The sequence below is a fragment of the Paludisphaera soli genome, assembly GCF_011064595.1.
In the GTDB taxonomy this organism is placed as follows: domain Bacteria; phylum Planctomycetota; class Planctomycetia; order Isosphaerales; family Isosphaeraceae; genus Paludisphaera; species Paludisphaera soli.
Genome location: NZ_JAALJI010000006.1, coordinates 143,457 through 161,016 on the forward strand (window position 1 = coordinate 143,457; position 17,560 = coordinate 161,016).

General features: G+C 71.2%; 17 protein-coding genes. 6 read left to right on the forward strand and 11 right to left on the reverse strand.

Features of this window, described 5'->3' with window-relative positions; genetic code table 11:
- The first annotated feature begins 180 nt into the window (after positions 1–180).
- Complete coding sequence (locus tag G6O68_RS10210) at positions 181–816, forward strand: PEP-CTERM sorting domain-containing protein (RefSeq protein WP_206108063.1); 636 nt, start codon at positions 181–183, stop codon at positions 814–816.
- A gap of 101 nt (positions 817–917) precedes the next feature.
- Here G6O68_RS10210 and G6O68_RS10215 read toward each other — a convergent pair whose 3' ends face one another.
- From G6O68_RS10215 to G6O68_RS10245, 7 genes are all read right to left on the reverse strand, one after another.
- Entirely contained in the window at positions 918–1,646 is a 729-nt protein-coding gene (locus tag G6O68_RS10215) for a hypothetical protein (RefSeq protein ID WP_165247287.1), read from the reverse strand.
- A 17-nt stretch (positions 1,647–1,663) separates the two neighbouring features.
- Complete coding sequence (locus tag G6O68_RS10220) at positions 1,664–2,437, reverse strand: sugar phosphate isomerase/epimerase family protein (protein ID WP_165247289.1); 774 nt, start codon at positions 2,435–2,437, stop codon at positions 1,664–1,666.
- 221 nt (positions 2,438–2,658) lie between these two features.
- Positions 2,659–2,982: a hypothetical protein gene (locus G6O68_RS10225; RefSeq protein ID WP_165247291.1), complete on the reverse strand. Its 324-nt coding sequence runs from the start codon at positions 2,980–2,982 to the stop codon at positions 2,659–2,661.
- 102 nt (positions 2,983–3,084) lie between these two features.
- Positions 3,085–3,333 carry a DUF7336 domain-containing protein gene (locus tag G6O68_RS10230; RefSeq protein WP_165247293.1) on the reverse strand — a complete coding sequence of 83 codons (249 nt, stop codon included), beginning with the start codon at positions 3,331–3,333 and terminating at the stop codon, positions 3,085–3,087.
- A gap of 77 nt (positions 3,334–3,410) precedes the next feature.
- Positions 3,411–3,794 carry a DUF7674 family protein gene (locus tag G6O68_RS10235; protein ID WP_165247295.1) on the reverse strand — a complete coding sequence of 128 codons (384 nt, stop codon included), beginning with the start codon at positions 3,792–3,794 and terminating at the stop codon, positions 3,411–3,413.
- A 182-nt stretch (positions 3,795–3,976) separates the two neighbouring features.
- Positions 3,977–4,414 (reverse strand): hypothetical protein, encoded by a 438-nt coding sequence (locus G6O68_RS10240; RefSeq protein WP_165247297.1) that lies wholly within the window; start codon positions 4,412–4,414, stop codon positions 3,977–3,979.
- A gap of 93 nt (positions 4,415–4,507) precedes the next feature.
- Complete coding sequence (locus tag G6O68_RS10245) at positions 4,508–6,385, reverse strand: glycosyl hydrolase family 28-related protein (protein ID WP_165247299.1); 1,878 nt, start codon at positions 6,383–6,385, stop codon at positions 4,508–4,510.
- A 127-nt stretch (positions 6,386–6,512) separates the two neighbouring features.
- On the opposite strand from G6O68_RS10245, the gene G6O68_RS10250 reads away from it, so the two are divergent.
- The 5 genes from G6O68_RS10250 to G6O68_RS10270 all read left to right on the forward strand — a co-directional run bounded on the left by G6O68_RS10250 (position 6,513) and on the right by G6O68_RS10270 (position 11,003).
- On the forward strand, positions 6,513–8,213 hold the full coding sequence (locus G6O68_RS10250) for an apiosidase-like domain-containing protein (RefSeq protein ID WP_165247301.1): 1,701 nt from the start codon (positions 6,513–6,515) through the stop codon (positions 8,211–8,213).
- A gap of 62 nt (positions 8,214–8,275) precedes the next feature.
- Complete coding sequence (locus G6O68_RS10255) at positions 8,276–8,524, forward strand: type II toxin-antitoxin system Phd/YefM family antitoxin (protein ID WP_165247303.1); 249 nt, start codon at positions 8,276–8,278, stop codon at positions 8,522–8,524.
- Between the two features lie 168 nt (positions 8,525–8,692).
- The gene (locus tag G6O68_RS10260; RefSeq protein WP_206108064.1) at positions 8,693–9,955 is read left to right on the forward strand and encodes an alpha/beta hydrolase family protein; all 1,263 of its coding nucleotides are present in this window, start codon (positions 8,693–8,695) and stop codon (positions 9,953–9,955) included.
- Between the two features lie 161 nt (positions 9,956–10,116).
- Positions 10,117–10,317 (forward strand): hypothetical protein, encoded by a 201-nt coding sequence (locus G6O68_RS10265; protein WP_165247305.1) that lies wholly within the window; start codon positions 10,117–10,119, stop codon positions 10,315–10,317.
- A complete protein-coding gene (locus G6O68_RS10270) occupies positions 10,314–11,003 on the forward strand; it encodes a DUF2306 domain-containing protein (RefSeq protein WP_165247307.1) in 690 nt (229 codons plus the stop codon). The genes G6O68_RS10265 and G6O68_RS10270 overlap by 4 nt, the downstream gene beginning before the upstream one ends.
- Here the strand turns inward: G6O68_RS10270 and G6O68_RS10275 are convergent.
- The 4 genes from G6O68_RS10275 to G6O68_RS10290 form a co-directional block, all read right to left on the reverse strand.
- Positions 10,990–11,844, reverse strand: coding sequence for a DUF1559 family PulG-like putative transporter (locus G6O68_RS10275; protein ID WP_165247309.1), 855 nt, complete (start codon positions 11,842–11,844; stop codon positions 10,990–10,992). The two genes, G6O68_RS10270 and G6O68_RS10275, sit on opposite strands and share 14 nt — an antisense overlap.
- Before the next feature lie 58 nt (positions 11,845–11,902).
- Positions 11,903–12,709 carry a DUF1559 family PulG-like putative transporter gene (locus G6O68_RS10280; RefSeq protein ID WP_165247311.1) on the reverse strand — a complete coding sequence of 269 codons (807 nt, stop codon included), beginning with the start codon at positions 12,707–12,709 and terminating at the stop codon, positions 11,903–11,905.
- A 184-nt stretch (positions 12,710–12,893) separates the two neighbouring features.
- On the reverse strand, positions 12,894–13,760 hold the full coding sequence (locus G6O68_RS10285; RefSeq protein WP_206108065.1) for a PEP-CTERM sorting domain-containing protein: 867 nt from the start codon (positions 13,758–13,760) through the stop codon (positions 12,894–12,896).
- Positions 13,761–14,053: 293 nt separating this feature from the next.
- A complete protein-coding gene (locus G6O68_RS10290) occupies positions 14,054–17,347 on the reverse strand; it encodes a PAS domain S-box protein (RefSeq protein WP_165247315.1) in 3,294 nt (1,097 codons plus the stop codon).
- Positions 17,348–17,560 lie beyond the last annotated feature (213 nt).

Below are 17,560 nucleotides of genomic sequence, written 5' to 3' on the forward strand. Positions count from 1 at the left end.
CTTCCGGCGGCCCGAGGAACTCAACGGGTGGCGGGGCCGGCCCCCGGCGCGAGGGCGGACGGTGTCGTGGGCGAGGCCGCGGGGCGGCCGAGTCGATCGGAGATCCCCGGCCGGAGCCGGGGGTCCGCCCACGACCTGATTCAAGGATTAAAATTCATGAGAAAATGAAGGATGAACTTGATGATCGGGAAACTCTGCCTGGCCCTGAGTCTCGTCGCGGCCGTCGCCACCCCGAACCTGAGCGCCGGGAGCGTGGCGATCGCCGACCTCTACAACACGGGGGTGGATTCCTCCCACGTCCTCCTGGCGACCGGGGAGCCGGACCTGAACTACACGCTCGCCCACGCCGGGAGCCCCACCACGCCCGTCGCGAACCGCCTGGCTGGGACCTGGGTGCCGGACACCTCGATCGCCCGGTGGATCGTGCCGCAGGGGAGCATGCCCAACGGCACCTACACTTACTCGACGACCTTCACGGTGGGCGCCGACGCCGACCTGGCCTCGGCCTCGATCCTCGGCCGGCTCACCGCGGACGACACGGTCGACGACGTCCTGCTCAACGGCAACTCCCTGGGGATCTCCACCGGCGACCAGTCGTACGGGACGTGGTACGACCTGGCCATCAACGACTACTTCCAGGTGGGCGAGAACGTCCTGACCTTCGTCACGCGGAACACCAACGGCGGCCCCACGGGCCTGATCGTCGAGATGACCGGCTCGTACAACGCCGTCCCCGAGCCCTCCTCGATGGCCCTGCTGGGCCTGGGGGCCGTCGGCGCCCTGGCCTGCCGCCGCCTCCGTCGCCGCCCCGCCTGATCTCGAGACGCAGGCCCGCGTCGTCGCTGCTGAACGAGGCGAAAGCCCTCGCCCTCCATCGCGGGGGGGCGGGGGCGGTCCCGTGCGCCCTCCTCGGATCCTCAATCGCCGTCGGGGACGATGAGCCACAGCCGCCTCAGGAGCGCGTGGCCCTCCGGGTCGCGTTTCGCCAGCTCGGCGCGGACGAAGGGGTCGAAGTCGTTCGTACCGATCAGGGCCTCGGAGGATTCGGCGAAGTACTCCATCGGGTTCGTCAGGGCGTAGTGGCGCTCCTCGCGGCCGTTGATGTGGAGCACCTTCTCGTACGTCTTGGCCTCGCGGACGCGGGCGAGCGCGGCGGCGATCTCGGGGTTCTCGAAACCGTCCTGGATGAACTGGTGGTGGTAGGCGTGGGCCAGCTCGTGGAAGACCATCCAGGGTTGGTCGCGGCACCAGTCGAGGAAGTTGCGGGCGTTGGCGATCTCGACGCAGCGGGCCTTGTCCGGGTTCATGTCGTGCTCGCGGAGCCAGCCCTCGGCCGGGTGGTACGCCATGCAGGGGTGGTGCGGCTCGTCGCGTTCGACCCAGATCACGACCTGCTTGAGCTTCGCCACGGCGTCTGCCGGCACGGCGCGGACGATCGCCCGGAGCTGGTCGGCCAGCAGCGACATCGTGTGGTGGGCCAGCTCGGGCTCGTCGCGCGGGAAGTCCTTGTGGACGCGAACCGTCCATCCCACGACGTCCTGCGTCTCGTAGTTCGCGGTCGGCTCCTGGCCGGCCGAGGGGCGGACGAGCAGCAGGCCGAACATCGTCAGGGCGGCGATCCGGGCGAGCGGGGGCATGGTGGGCATTGGGGAGTCCGGGAGGATCAGCGGGTGGGTTGGTAGGCCATCCAGAGGGAGCGGAAGTAGCGGAGGACGCGGTCGGGGTCGGCGCTCTCGGGGATCTCGGCCAGCGTGTAGCCGTCGTAGCCGCTCGCGACGAGCAGGCCGAACAGCTCGCGCCAGGGGTACTTCTCGTCGGTCAGGTCGCGGAGGTGGACGGTCCGGATCCTGTCGGCGACGAGCCGGAAGTTGGGGGCGATGGAGCCGCCGTCCGCCGGCACGTCCTGGGGGTTGGAGTTCCAGCAGACGCCGACGTTGGGGTGGTCGGCGTGCTGGATGATCCGGGCGAAGCCGGGCCATTCCGAGGTGCCGGAGCCGTGGACCTCGACCCGGATCTCGATCCCCTGCCCCGCCGCGTCCTCGCCGACCTCGTGCAGGGCCTCGCCGATGCGGCGGAAGACGGCCTCGGGGTCCTCCCCCTTCGGCAGCCCGTTGGGCCGGACCTTCACGCCCGAAGCGCCGACGTCGTGCGCCAGGCGGACGTACTCCTTCGTGTCGGCGATCTGCTTGCGGACCACGGCCGGGTCCGGGCTCTGGTACTCGAACGCGCTGCCGAGCCCCACCAGCTCCACCGGCGAGTCCTCGAACCGCTTGCGGACCTCGCGGCGCTCGTCGGCCGACAGCGAAACCTCGACGCCGTGGCGATGCGTCGTGCGCAGCTCCACCCCGCCGTACCCCAGCGCCTCCAGCTTCTGGAGCAGCGTCGGCAGGTCCCAGTCCTTGGCGATGTTGTAGGTCACGATCCCGAGCTGGAGCATGGCGTCTGGCCTCGATTCGTCGCGAGGGGGCGTAGCGTGCGGCTCCTCGACATTGTGACTGCCCAACCGCCCCGCACAAGGGGCCGCCCCGGCGCGAGCCGCGCCTCAGAATTTTACAGGCTTCTCCCGTCGCGACTTATCAGGACCGGCCGATCCCTGCGAAGCCGTATCGCTCGTCCGAGGCGACCCTCTCCGAGTGGAGAGGTCAGGATCGACGGCGATCAGAACTCCGTCGGATCCGCCCAGCTGAAATCCGTCTCGTTGGAAGGTTTCAGCTCCTCAAGGAGCCGAGCAAATCGTTCGAGCGCGTCCCCCAACGCCTGGTCTATGGTGTCTCCAAGCCCTGCGTCCCAACTCGGATGCCCGTCCGCCCCGAGGGCGGACACGTTTGGAACCGCCAGGAATGAGCCATCCCTTCGCTCAAGGACCTTGATCTTGAAGCTGGAGAATGGAAGTCGTTCCAGTGGGGCCCCGACTTGAAAAATGGCAGCCACCTTTGAAATCGGGCCAAGGCCTTCCACTCGCATTTCACGCCAGTCGAGCATGCTCGCCCACCTTCGAGGAGTTGTCCCGATTCTTCGGGAAGTCTGTAAAGGTTAGCGAAGAGTCGGCCCCCGCGTCGCACGCTTCGGCTGCGAGTGTGTCAGCTAGGAGTCCGCCTCGTCGGTATCGCCCATCGCTTCAGCCCAGCTGATGAACCCTTCGGTCCAGTGGTCCTGCCCGAGGGTGTATTGGTCCACCTGAAATCCTTCGGGAAGATCCCGGAAGCCGGGCTGCGATTGGACCCGGAGCCTGGCCGCCTCGGCGTCCTCGGCGGTGGCGTAGACGCCGATGAGCTTGGCGTCGTCCTCGCCGTCGGGGATCTCGTGGACGTGCCAGAGGATGAAAACGTCCATGAGGATTCTCCTCGCTGCTTGCGATTGGCGTCACCGTTTCGATCTTCTCACCGTCGTCCTGGCTGCGGATTCGAGTGCTAGGCGTCCCCGCTGCCGCCGTGGAGCTTGGTCAGGTGCTCCTCCAACGCGATCAGCGCCTGATGCAACCTCGGTGGCAGCAAGCTCCTAGCCTTGGTCGGACCGGCCTTGCGGCCTTCGAACCGGAGATGTTCGAGGTACGAGACGTAGACGGCGTTCTCGACGTCGGAGGCCGCATCCCGGAGCACCTCGTCGACGAAGCGGAAGTGCTGCTTCACGGTCTCTCGATGCTGCGAGTCGATCGCCGCTTGAGTGGCCCGGCCGAGGACGCCCATCTCCAAGTGCAGCAAGCCTTCCGAGGCGTCGTCGATCTGTGAGGCGACTTCGGGAAGCCGTTCGTTCAGCAGGGCGACGAATCGCTCGCGATCGATGGCCTTGCTCATCCCACCTCTCCGTAGCCTGACGACACCGCGCAGACGGGGCCTACCCGACCGGCACGACGGCCGCTGCGCGCCGGACGCTTGCGCGAAGCCAACCCCGTGGCATCGTCGCACCCGCCTCCCGCCCCGCACAAGGGGCCGCCCCGGACCGCTCCGGACGCAGCCCCCGCCTGCCGGGGGCCGGCTCAATACGCGTCGAACAATCCCCTGTGGATCGGACCATCGCCGTACTTCAGGTCGGAGTAGGCTTGCCACTGGGCGGGGGTGACGGGCGGCTTCGCCGCCCAGGGGCGAGCCGCCGCTCGCTCGTGGCGCGAGGCCCACCAGGCCATCAGGCCCGCCGAATCGTGCAGGACGACGATCGCCTCGGCGGGCGTGCGGACCGCCTCGCGGAGCGGGGCCTGCTCCCAGGCCTTCTGGCAGACCGGGCACGACGTCGCGTCGCGGTCCACGGCGCCGTGGCCCGAGCGGCAGGCCTCGAACCGACCGGCCGCGTCGAGCAGGCGCTGCTCGTACAGGCGCGACTCCGCCGCCCAGCCCAGGTTCTCCCTCCGGAACTTCCGGGCGCCGGACAGCTCGTAGAGGGCGAAAGTCGCCAGGGCGAACACAGCGACCGCCGCCATCTTCCTCCCGACCGTCCATCGAGGTCTTCGCACGCCCCACCCCCCTCCGAGATCGATCGAACGTCGGGCGGCGCCCGCTTCGTCGGCCCGTGTTCAACGATCGCCGCCCGGCCTGGGCGCGGGGTTCGCGACGTACGGCCAGACGCCCCCCTCGCCGCGGCGGACGACCTTCGTGACGTCGCCGCGGCGTTCGCGGACGAGCGTGCGGTACGGGTCGCCGCTGAAGCAGACCTCGTTGAGGAAGGCGAAGACCGAGGCGTCCTCGGTGACGAACATCGGCGCGAGCGAGCCGGCGGTCGTGGTGTAGCTGAAGTTGCCGAAGATCTCGGTCGCGCCGCCGTTCGAGGTCCGCGCCAGGCAGCCGCCGCGCTCGGTCTTGTAGCCCAGGACCCAGAGGGCGCCGCCGGGGTTGGTCAGGTGGGTCCCCTGGTTCTCGATGTTGAGCTGCCGGGCCCACGCGCGCTGGCCGGGGGCGAGCCGCAGGTCGCCGGTGGCGACGTCCTCCAGGAACAGGTCGCCCCGGCCGAGAGGCGCGAGGAAGGCCACCTCCAGGCTCCGGAAGACCACCGTGCGGTCGGTCTCGATCGAGACGCCGCCGTTGATGGGCGCGAACCGCTCGACGACCACCACGGGAGCCTCGCCGTCCTCGATGACCAGGTCGGGCGCGGAGTGCCTGTTGTAGTCCAGCCAGTTCCCGACGCCCAGCAGTCGGCGCACCTTGCCCCGGACCCGGACCGGCGAGCGCAGGTCGTAGGCCCCGGGAAAGAAGACCGTCTCGGCGCCCGAGTCGATCGCCTTCTGGATCGCCTCGGAGGAGTCGCGGTCCCCCGTGGGATCGGCGCCGAAGGCGTCGACGACGGCCCAGCCGGCCGGGTCGCCGTAGGGGACCTCGGGCGTCTCGCGCACCGGCAGGCGGAGCGACGCCGGCGCCGAGGCGAACGGGCTCGTGGGTTCCTCGCCGAGGAACTCGGTCAGGACCGGCCCGGCCGCAGCCCGTCGGCCTTCCGGGGCTGCCAAGGCCGTCGCGTAGCCCCGTGTCGCCACGTCGCGCGCGTAGAAGGGAGCCTGGCCGATCCGGATCGCGGGCGCCCCCGCCGCGGCGTCCCGGCCGACCAGATCGCAGTCGAGAATCGCCGTGAACCCTTCGAGCCGAAGCGCCGTGACGGCGTTGTCGCTGGCGAGGCCGCGGATGCTCACGCTCTGGCCGAAGTTCGCCAGGCCGACCTCGCGCTGGCGCTCCAGGCGGATGTGCTCGAACGTCTGGCTGTTCACGGCCGCCCCGGCGCGGATGCCGACGTCGAAGCCGCGGACCTCCACGTTGCGGACCAGCAGCGGGCCGTTCATGTCGCGGTGGCCCAGGTCCAGGCCGACCGCCCCCGCGCCGTCGCCCGATATGACGGCCACGTCGCGCACCGAGCCCACGTTGTTCGAATAGAACTGCAGGCCGATCGCCCCCGGGTTGCCCCGGCCGACGTCGAAGGTGACCCCCTGGACGTGGTTGTGGAACCAGTCCGCCGAGCCGAACCCGCCGCACCCCATCATCGCCTTCGGGTCCTTCGGGTCGGTGAACGTCGCGTCCTTCAGGCGGATGACGGTGCGTCGAGGGTGCCGCCCCTGGATGGCGTTGAAGCCCCAGGCGTCCCCGCCGTCGGCGTTCTTCTTCGACCATTCCAGGGTCCGCGAGATCAGGTAGGTCCCCTCGGGGAGATAGAGCACCCGATGCCGACCCATCGCGTCGGCCAGGGCTTTCTGGAGCGCCTCGGTGCAGTCGGTCGCGCCGTCGCCCCTGGCGGAATAGGGCGGCTTCGTGACGTCGACGACGGCCGCGCATTCGGGGAACGACCGGGGCTCGACCGAGTCGAGATCGGCCCCGATCGCGGGACGATCCGCGCCCCTCGTCGATCCCTCGGCCAACACGAGGACGAGGGCCAGGGCGACCGAGAGTCGTGCCGGATTCTCGAACATTCGCATCGGCGGGACCTCCTGCGAACGGCGAAGGAAGGACGGGGGCCGGCCCTATCCGCATCGGTCGGGGCGATCTATCATGACCGTCCGATCCCATTCGAGGCAAGTTGGTCCGCAATCGGGGAGGAAGCCGATGACGCACGCGCCGCGAGGTCGAAATGTCGAGGGGCGTCGATTCGCCTGGACGATCGGGATGGGCCTGCTGCTGATGATCTCGGCGGCTTCCTTCGCGGACGACCCGCCGCGCGTCGAGGCGGGGAAGGTCGCGGAGGTCACGCTCACGTCGACGAAGGCCCGGACCGACCCGTTCAACGAAGTGGTCGTCGACGTGGCCTTCACGACGCCCGACGGCGCGACGCTCCGCGTGCCGGCGTTCTGGGCGGGCGGGAACGCGTGGAAGGTCCGCTACTCGGGCCGGACGCCGGGTGCGCACAAGTTCGTCACCGCTTCCAGCGACGCCGACGACCCGGGGCTTCACGGCGTCTCGGGCGTGGTGGAGGTCGTCCCTTACGCCGGCGAGAACCCCCTGCTCCGCCACGGGACGCTCCGCGTGGCCGACGACAAGCGGCATCTTTGTCATGCCGACGGCACGCCCTTCTTCTGGCTGGGCGACACCTGGTGGATGGGCCTCACCGACCGCCTGGCCTGGCCCGAGGACTTCCAGGCCCTGGCCGACGACCGCGCGGAGAAGGGCTTCAACGTCGTCCAGATCGTCGCCGGGCTCTATCCCGACATGCCGGCCTTCGACCCTCGCGGGCGCAACGAGGCCGGCTTCCCGTGGGAGCCCGATTACGCCCGGATCAACCCCGCGTACTTCGACGCCGCCGACCGCCGCATCGCCCACCTCGTCGACCGGGGGATCACCCCCTGCGTCGTCGGCGCGTGGGGCTATCACCTCCCCTGGCTGGGCGAGGCGAGGATGAAGCAGCACTGGCGGAACCTCGTGGCGCGCTGGGGGGCGTACCCCGTCGTCTGGTGCGCGGCGGGCGAGACCACCATGCCGTTCTACCTCGCCGAGGACAAGAAGGGGGACGCCGAACGCCAGAAGCGCGGCTGGACCGAGGTGATCGCCGACCTCCGCGCGATCGACCCGTTCCATCGGCTGATCACCACGCACCCCTCGCGGACCGCCCGGGCGTCGGTGACCGACCCGGCGGTGCTCGACTTCGACATGCACCAGAGCGGCCACGGCACGCCGGCCGAGAAGCAGGCGGCGCTGGCCTTCGAGGGCTGGAACACCGAGCCCGTCATGCCGGTCCTCAGCGGCGAGTCGCGCTACGAGGCCCTGGAGATCAACCCCACGCTCACCGCCGACGACGCCCGCAAGGCCTTCTGGGCCCACACGATGGCCAGCGGCTGCGTCGGCCACACCTACGGCGCGAACGGGATCTGGCAGGTCAACCGCGAGGGGAAACCCTACGGGCCCTCGCCCGCCGGCAACAACTGGGGGACGACGCCGTGGAACCTCGCCATGAAGCTCCCCGGCTCGTCCCAGCTCGCCGCCGCGAAGAAGCTCATCGAGTCCGTCCCCGGCTGGAACCGCCTCGCGCCGCATCCCGAACTCGTCGCCTGGGCCGACGCCTCGAACAAGGCTCCCGCCCCGCTTTGCGCGGCGACGCCGGACGGGGCGCGGCTCGCCTACCTGATCGCGCCCGGCGAGGTCGCCCTCTCCGGCCTCCCCGCCGGGTCGACCTTCGCGGCCTCGTGGTTCGACCCGACCACCGGCGCCCGCGGCGCCCCGTTCGAGCTGACGGCCTCGCCGGAAGGCCGGGCGACCGCTTCGCCCCCCGAGGGGGAACACGACTGGGCACTGGTCGTCTCCCCAAAGGGTTGATGGCGGGGCCGGTTGCGGCGAGAATCGAATCCGAATCGAATTCGGTTCTCGCCGGAGGCCCCATGCTCGACGTCAGCCGCGACATCCAATCCCTGACCGACTTCAAGAAGAACACGCCGGAGTTCATCCGCCAGTTGAAGGAGACCGGCGAGCCGATCGTCCTGACGATCAACGGCAAGGCGGAGGTCGTCGTCCTGGACGCCGCCGCCTACCAGAAGCTCCGCGAGCAGGCCGAGGTCGCCCGGGTCTTCGACGGCGTCCGCCAGGGCCTCGCGATCCCCGGGGCCGCCCGCCCCGCCCCGCCCGCATGACCCCGAGGCGGCCCGCCCCGGCCGGTCGGCGGCCTGTTGCGTCGCGCGGCCGCCCGCGCGATCATCGACGGGACGTCCGGTCCAGTCTGCCAGGGAGGAATCATGAATCGAGTTTCATGTTCGACTGCGTGGGTGACGAGGGTTTTCGTCGCGGCGGGGGGATTCATCATGGCGATGCTGCCGGGGGCCGAGGTCTCGGCCCAGACGAACTACGACGAGGCGGCGGTGAGGCCGTACACCCTGCCCGACCCGCTGCGGACGGTCGAGGGGCGGGAGGTGACGTCGGCCGACCTCTGGGCGAAGACGCGGCGGCCGGAGTTGCTGCGGCTGTTCGAGTCCCAGGTCTACGGCAAGACGCCGGTCCTCTCCCGCGAACTCCCCATCCCCTACCACGTCGTCTCCGAGGAATCCGAGGCGCTCGGCGGCAAGGCGGTCCGTCGCGAGATCACGATCCGGTTCGGCGAGGGCCCCGACGCGCCTCGCATGGAACTGCTCGTCTTCCTCCCCGGGGGGGCGTCGAAGGATCGCCCCGTCCCGGCGTTCCTGGGCCTGAACTTCGAGGGGAACCACGCCGTCAGCAACGATCCCGGCGTGCGGCTCTCCACCGCCTGGATGCGGGGCGACCACGGCAAGGGGGTCGTCGACCATCGGGCGACCGAGGAGGCCCGCGGGTCGGTCGCCGACCGCTGGTGCGTCGAGCGGGTCGTCGGGCGCGGCTACGCGCTGGCGACGGCCTACTACGGCGACCTCGACCCCGACTTCGACGACGGCTTCCAGAACGGAATCCACCCCCTCTTCTACCGCGAGGGCCAGACGAAGCCCGACCCCGACCAGTGGGGCGCCATCGGCGCGTGGGCCTGGGGCCTGAGCCGGGCGCTCGACTACCTGGAGACGGTCCCCGAGGTCGACGCGAAGAAGGTCGCCGTGATGGGCCACTCGCGGCTCGGGAAGACGGCCCTCTGGGCCGGCGCGCAAGACCCTCGGTTCGCGATGGTGATCTCGAACAACTCGGGCGAAGGGGGCGCGTCGCTCTCGCGCCGGAACTTCGGCGAGGACGTGGCGCACCTCAACAAGAGCTTCCCGCACTGGTTCTGCGGCAACTACAAGCAGTACTCCGGCCACGAGGACAAGCTCCCCGTCGACCAGCACGAGCTGATCGCCCTGATCGCCCCCCGTCCCGTCCTGATCAGCAGCGCCGAGGAGGACCAGTGGGCCGACCCCCGCGGCGAATTCCTCGCCGCCCAGGCCGCCGACCCGGTCTACCGCCTTCTCGGGACCGACGGCCTGCTCCTGAAGGACTGGCCCGCCCCCGCCGAGGACTCGCTCAGCAAGGGGACCATCGGCTACCGCCACCGCCCCGGCAAGCACGACGTCCTCCCCTCGGACTGGGAGGCGTTCCTGGATTTCGCGGATGTGCATTTGAAAAAGTGATCACTCTTGTGGGATCAACGGCCTTTCCCCCCTGGCGGGGGGAGGTGGACCGAAGGGCCGGACGACGGGGGGGCGAGTACGGACGCCATCGGCGTTCCCGCGACCTCCAACCGTGACGCCCGGGCGGGCCGCCGTCTCCGAGAACAGAACTGAGTCTCGTCATGCGAATCCCCGTCATGACCACCCGGCGCTGGATGCTCGCCGTTGCGCTGACGGCGGCCGCGTTGGTTGCGTTGCAGATGATCGCCGTCCTCGTGTGGGATGCTCGGCAGAGGGCGGCGGACGAGCGATGGATGGATCCGTATCTGAGGGCCGAAGACCAGCATGCGGAGGGCTATCGACTGATAGACGAGGGCCCATGAACTCCATCCGGCGACCAGTTCGTCCGGTGTCGCTCAGGCGGGTCCAGGCCTGGCTGGCCGGCGTGGTCGTGCTGCGGGTGGTCGCGAGCGTTGCGGCGAATTACCGCGCGTACATCCCGCCCGATTTTGGCTCCGAGTTCCTGCGCGGTCGAGAAGCCTATTTCTGGGGCGGGTATTCCTGGGCCTTCTACGTCCACATCGCGTCCGGGCCCGTCGCGCTGGTGCTGGGGCTGTTCCTGGTCGGCGAGTGGTCGCGGAAGCGGCTGCGGGCCTGGCATCGCCGCCTGGGCTGGGTCCAGGTGATGTGCGTGCTGGGGCTGGTGACCCCCAGCGGGCTGGCGATGGCCCGATACGCGGCGGCGGGGCCGGTCGCGGCGGTCGGGCTGGCGAGCCTGGCGGTCGCCACGGCGGCCTGCACCACGCTCGGCGCGCGGGCCGCGGCGCGGCGACGTTTCGCGGAGCATCGCCGGTGGATGTGGCGGAGCTACCTGCTCCTCGCCTCCGCCGTCGTGCTGCGGCTCCTCGGCGGCCTGGCGACGGTCCTCGGGATCGCCGCCCCGTGGTTCGACCCCTTGGCGAACTGGATGAGCTGGCTCCTGCCCCTCGCCGCGTTCGAGGTGTGCGAGCGGATCCGGCGGAGGTCGGGGACGATCGCGGCGGGCGCCCGGGCGGTCACAACTCGCTGAGGTCCGCCTTCTCGCCTCCGGCGATCGTGATCAACGCCCGACGTTGCTCCGGCGGCATGGTGGTCTTATAGAAATGGGCGCTGGCGTCGAGCAACGCCGCGTTCACGCCGCCGGGATGGGTGAGCTTGGACTCCGGGCCGATCTTGCGGATCCGGGCCTCGTCCGCGTCGGCCGGGGCCATCCACGGGACGGCGTTTTCCTCGCCCGCCTCGATCACGAGGAGGGTGGAGGCGAGGCCGTCGGTGATCTCGGACGGCGGCCGGGCCCGATCGGGGGCCAGGGCCGATTCGACGCCGACGCTGGCCAGGTAGGTCGTCGCGTTCGGGAGGGCCTGGCTGCCGCTCGGACACTGGAAGACTGCAAGTGCCGTCTCCCCCGCCCTGGCATTGACCGGGTCGTCCCAGGGCTTCGACAGGTCGATCGAGTCGTAGAGCGATCCCTGTTGGAGATACGGCAGGATCAACGTCCGCCAACTGTGCAGCGGCCGCCCGTCCGGGCCCACCGTGTAGGCGGGGGGCAACGCCTGATGCTCGTCCTGGTAGGCGAGGATCGCCCTCGCGATCTGCTTCAGATTGTTGGTGCACTGGGCCCGCCTGGCCGCCTCTCTCCCCCCGCTGCGACTGAGCGGCAGTAGGAGGGCGATCAGCAGCGCGATCACCGCCACGACCACCAGGAACTCGATCAGGGTGAAGCCGCGTCCCCCGGACGGCCTCCGCGTCGCGAGGGTGGGGGCGGGGGGGCGCACGCTGCGGGTCGACACGATCAGGGTGAAGCCGCGTCCCCCGGACGGCCTCCGCGTCGCGAGGGTGGGGGCGGGGGGGCGCACGCTGCGGGTCGACATGAGGGGAACTCCGTTGTCTCGCGTCCGAGACGAGCGAGGAGCATGGCCTGACTCCAGGCTATCGCGGGGGGCGTGCCGGAGGAAGCGGGCGGGCCGGATATAGGTCCTCGACGGCCGCGTCGTCGCCCCCGGCGATCGTCGTGAGCGCGCGACGGACCTCCAGGGGAGTCGTGGCCCTCAGGAAGCGAACGCCGCCGTCGAGGAAGGCGGCGTTCACGCTGCCGTTATGGGGAAGCTCGGGCTCCGCGCTGATCTTTGTAATCAGGGCCTCGGCCACGTCGTTCGGCGACATCCAGTGGACGGCGTCCTCGTCGCCGGACTCGATAACCAGGAGCGTCGAGCCGTGGCCGTCGGTGATCTCGGAAAGGGGTCGGGCCCGGTCGGGGGCCAGGGCCGCATCGGGGCCGACGCTCGCCAGGTATCTCGTCGCGCCTTCCGCTCGGGACGCCTCCGGGCATCGGAAGATCGAGAGGCGAACGGCCCGCGCCTCGGCGTTGGCCGGGTCGTCCCAGGGCTTCGACAGGTCGTTCGAGCGGTAGACGTCGCCTTGATCGAGATGCGGCAGGATCAAGGTCCGCCAGCTGTGCAGCCGTCGGCCCGCCGGGTCCACGGTGTAGGCGGGCGGTAGGGCGCCGTGCTCGCCCTGGTAAGCGAGGATTGCCAGCGCGATGTTCTTGAGGTTGTTCTGGCACTGGGCCCGCCTCGCGGCCGGTCTCGCGCTCCGGGTGGCCGGCAGCAGCAGGGCGATCAAGAGGGCGATCACCGCCACGACCACCATAAGCTCGACCAGGCTGAAGCCGCGCCTCGCGGCCGGTCTCGGCGCGGCGGGCGTGGGGACGGGCTGCCGCTCGATGCGGACTGACATGGAAGTGACCCCTGTTCCGTCGCACCAGAGACGGGCACGTTGCGCCGTTCGGTTCCAGGATACCTCAACGGTCGTTCGAAGTGGAGCCGGGTCGCCGATCGCCCCGACCCTGGCGTCCTCGGTCGATCGATGGTCCGTCCGGACCCGATGGACCGCTTTCCTTCCCCGCGGTTCGACCCCGATCTCACGCCGAGAGGACGACGCGTCGGCAGAGGCCGAAGAGGACCCCGGCGAGGCCCAGTCCGGCCAACAAGAGGCTCCCCGGCTCGGGGACGGCGACGGCCGTGGGCTCGGCGTAGAGGAAGTCGTCCATGACGACGACGTCGTCGTTTGGGTTGCCGAGCTGGCCGTTGGCGATGATCGTGTTGGCACCCGACGTGATCCGGACGCGGCCGATACGCTCGCCGGCGTCGGCCACGGCGCCGAGGAAGGAGAGTCCCCGATTGCCGCCGACGAGGGCGTCGCGGCTGAAGATCAGGTTGTCGCTCTGGTCGAAGAACTCGATCTTGGTGAGGCCGGCCACCTCGACGTCGACGAAGACGAGCCCGAAGGCGCTCGTGGTGGCCGCGTCGGACGTCCCCGGCACGACGAAGCGGACGTCGGTGATGTTGCTGTTCACGGCCGTGAAGAGTCGCTGGGGGCTGAACGCCTGGAAATCGTTCGGGAATCCGAACAGCGGCGTCGCGGCCGTCCCCGGGTTGGCGCTGACGAGGAAGCCGGTGCCGGGGGTCGCGAACACCGCCCCGCGAGCCGCGAAGAAGTCGCCGGGGAAGGGATTGGGGTCGGCGAAGGCGTCGGGGACGCCGTCCCAGTTGATCTCGCGGCGGAGCCCGCCGAACGAGCCGCCGGGCCCGGCTACCGATCCGCCGCCGACCGCCGCGCGGAAGGCGTCGCGCGTCGGGGTGATCGCGGCCGCGTCGGCGCCGGCCGACTCGAAGACGATGAATCCGGCGTCGGCCCGGGACGACGAGATCGCGACGGCGAGCAGGGACAGCGTCGCGACGCCTGCGAATCGCCTGCCCGTCCGGAAGAAGTTCGAGATGTCGACCATGGGAACCCCCTGAGACGACGTTGCCATCGATTCGGCCGCCCCGCATCGTCGCGGGCGTCGGAGATTATCGATCCAGAAGTATGGGAATGAAAGACCTGACAAGACGAGACGGATTTTATCAGATCAAGCACTCATGAGGACCGCGGCCCGGCGAGTCCCGCCCGGATCGGGCGAGGGTCCGCGATCGTCGCCCCCTGATGGGGGACGCGAGAGGACCCGACGGCCGCGGTGATCGTCGTTTCGCGCCGAAGGGGGCCGATCCGGCTCCGTTCGCGAGCGAGGCCGATTCCCGGTCAGCATTCGACGGCGGCCCTGGGGGTGTGGTCGGCCCATTCGAGGGAGGCGACGACGGCGAGGATGGCCTCGGGGTCGACGGGCTTGACGAGGTGGTGGTCGAAGCCGGCCTCGTGGGACTGGCGGCGGGCCTCGTCCTCGGCGTAGCCGGTGACGGCGGCCAGGGGCAAGGCGGCGGACTCGGGCCGGGCGCGGAGGCGGCGGGCGACCTCGTAGCCGGTCATGCCGGGGAGGCCGATGTCCATGAAGACGACGTCGAAGGCCTGCTCGCAGACGGCCTGCAGGGCGGTCGGGCCGTCGTGGACGACCTGCACGTCGTGGCCCTCGTACTGGAGGATGAGGGCCAGGCTCTGGGCCGAGGAGACGTTGTCGTCGACGACGAGGATCCGCCGGGGTTGGACGTCGGCCGGGGCCTCGGGGGCGGGATCGGGCCGGTGGAGCGGCTCGGCGTGGCAGAGGGGGAGGCGGACGACGAACTCGGAGCCCCGGCCGAGGCCGTCGCTGCGGGCCTCGACGGCCCCCCCGTGCATCTCGACGAGGCTGCGGACGAGCGAGAGGCCCAGCCCCAGCCCCCCCTCGGAGCGGTCGAGCGTGCGGTCGACCTGGGTGAAGACGTCGAAGACCCGGTCGAGCATGGGGGCCGGGATGCCGATGCCGTCGTCGATCACCCGGAAGACGACCTGCTCCCCCTCGACGGCCGCCGAGATCCGGATCGAGCCGCCGTCCTCGGTGTACTTGGCGGCGTTGTGCAGGAGGTTCGAGAGGACCTGTGCCATGCGCAGCGGGTCGGCCAGCACCAGGGCCCGCTGGGGGGGGGTGGCGATGGTCAGGCGGTGGCGGTGGGCGTCGATCTCGGGGCGGCTGGTCTCGACGGCGGCCGAGACCACGGCCGCCGCGTCGACCGGCTCGAGATGGAGCCGGACCTTCCCCCGGTTGACCCGGGCCAGCTCCAGGATGTCGCCGACGAGGTGGGCGAGCTGGCCGACCTGGCGGTCGATCACGTCGCGGGCCCAGGCGAGGTCGGGGTCGTCCCCCCCGCGCCGCTTCATCACCCGGACGGCGTTGCGGATCGGGGCCAGGGGGTTGCGCAGCTCGTGGCCGAGCATGGCGATGAACTGGTTCTTGCGGTGGTCGGCCTCGGCGAGGTCGGCGGCGTGGCGGCGCAGCTCGTCCTCCAGCTGCTTGCGCTCGGCGAGGTCCAGGCAGAAGGCGACGATCGGGGCGCGGGGGTCGATCCGGGTCTCGTCGAGGCGGGCGAGCCCCAGGAGGATCGGCAGGGTGCGACCGTCCTTGCGGCGGACCTGGATCTCGAAGGGGGTGCAGCTCCCCCGCCGGGCGAGCTGGACCCGGCAGCGGCGGACCCAGCGGCCCGAGGTCTCGGCGACGATGTTGAGCCAGTGGACGCCGCCGTCGATCAGGTCGTCGCGGGAGTAGCCGACCATGTCGAGGAAGGCGTCGTTGGCGTCGGTCAGGGCGCCGGTCATCTCGCCGAAGGCGACGCCGAAGATGTTGGCCTCGACCAGGCGGCGGAGCCGGGCCTCGCTGGTGCGGACCTGGCGCTCGGCGGCCTGACGCTGGCTGAGGTCGGTGGCGATGGCCAGGAAGCCCCGGAGGTTCCCCTCGGGGTCGCGGACGGCGGTGACGGCCAGGAGGACGGCGATCCGCGTCCCGTCCTTGCGGACGAGGGTCCACTCGCGGACGTCGTGGCCGTCGCGGCGGGCGCGGGCGACCAGGGCCTCGAAGCCCTGCACCGGCCGGCCCAGCTCCGCGGCCAGCTCGGCGGCGCGGGCGGCGACCTCGGCGGGGTCGTGGAGGATGAGGGGGGTGGTCCGGCCGATGATCTCCCCCGCCGCGTAGCCGAGCATCCGCTCGGCCCCGGTGTTGAAGACCGTGATCAGGCCGGCGGGGTCGGCGACCAGGATCGACGAGTGGGTGGAGGCGTCCAGCATGGCGTTGAGCCGGGCGTTGATCTCCACCTGCTCGCGCACCGCCTTGCGGCGCTCGGCGAACAGGCCGATCTGGCGGCCCAGCGTGGTCAGGACCTGCAGCAGCGGCTCGTCGTGGATCAGCGGGTCGCGGCTGAACAGGGTGAGCACGCCGACCAGCGGGCTCTTCTCGGCGTCGGCCACCGGGATGATGACGGCCCCCCGCAGGCCTCGGGGGGCGTCCGCCGCGGCGGCGACGTCGGCGGGGGGGGCGTCCGGGTCGGGGGCGATCTCGGAGACCCAGGCGGGGGCCCCGGTGCTCCAGACCCGCTCCAGCGGCCCGGCGATCGCGGCGTGGGGGAGGGCCGCCCGGTCCCCGTCGCCGCCGACCCGGGACGAGGCCCAGGTCCGGCCGGCGAGCCGGGGGCCGCGGGCCTGCCGGTCCCAGATCCAGAACGCGGCGACGTCGAAGTCCAGCGTCCGGCCGATGGTCGCCAGCAGGTGGGGGACCGCCTCGTCCAGCCGCAGGCAGTCGCCCAGGATCCGCATCACGGCGTACTGGACCTCCAGCCGCCGCTCGGCCCGCTTGCGCTCGGTCACGTCGGTCTGGACCGACAGGTAGTTGGCGACCCGGCCCTGGGCGTCCAGCACGGGCTGGACCTCGATCGCCGCCCAGTATTTCCGGCCGCTCTTGGCGTAGTTGAGGATCTCGGCCCGGACGGGCTTGGCGGCGCGGATCCGCCGGCCGATGAAGTCGCGCACCGCCGGGTCGGTCTCGGGCCCCTGGAGCAGGGCCCCGGGCTCGCGGCCGATCGCCTCGGCCGGCTCGTAGCCGGTGATCCGGGTGAAGCCCTCGTTGACCCACTCGATCCGGCGGCGGGCGTCGGTGACGATCATCGCCTCCTCGGTCCGGCTGGCGAGGAGCTGGAGCCAGCGCGCGTCGCGGCGGGCCGGGCCCGGGTCCTCTCGCGGGAGGTCGGGGCCGCCCAGGGACGGCGCGACGAGGGCCATCGCCCCGCCCCTCGCCCGCCCCCCGCGCGCCGCCAGCCCCAGGGCGATCGAGCCCGCCGCGGCCGTCCGGCCCAGCCCCAGGGCCAGGCGGACGTCGCCCCGCCCCGCCAGGCCGAGCGACGCCGCGAAGGTCCCCGCCGCGGCCAGGGCGGCGAACGCGGCCAGGCCCCAGACGAGCCCGGGCGCGAACCGGCCGGGCCGGTCCGGGACCCCCCGCAGCCGCTCGGCCGCCAGCGCGCCGGCGCAGGCCAGGCAGACCAGGCCGACCGCGGCTTCCAGCGAGCGGGCGGCGACTTCATATCCCGTCGGCGACGACAGGGCCTCGAGCGGGCCCATCAGCGTCGAGACCTTCCGCATCGATTCATGGCCCGTCCGCCCATTCTCCTTGAGGTTCATCCTGAAGCGCGGCGTCGTGGGTCGAGGGCGTCGGCCGTCCTCGCGGGGCGGCCGCCGAACCAGGTATACCCATCGCCCGGTCGGATCTCAACCGGATCTTTCGAACAGGCCCGCCGCGACCGCCCCCGCCCCGGCGACGCGGGCGAATGCGGTTGACGGCGGCGTCGAGTCCCC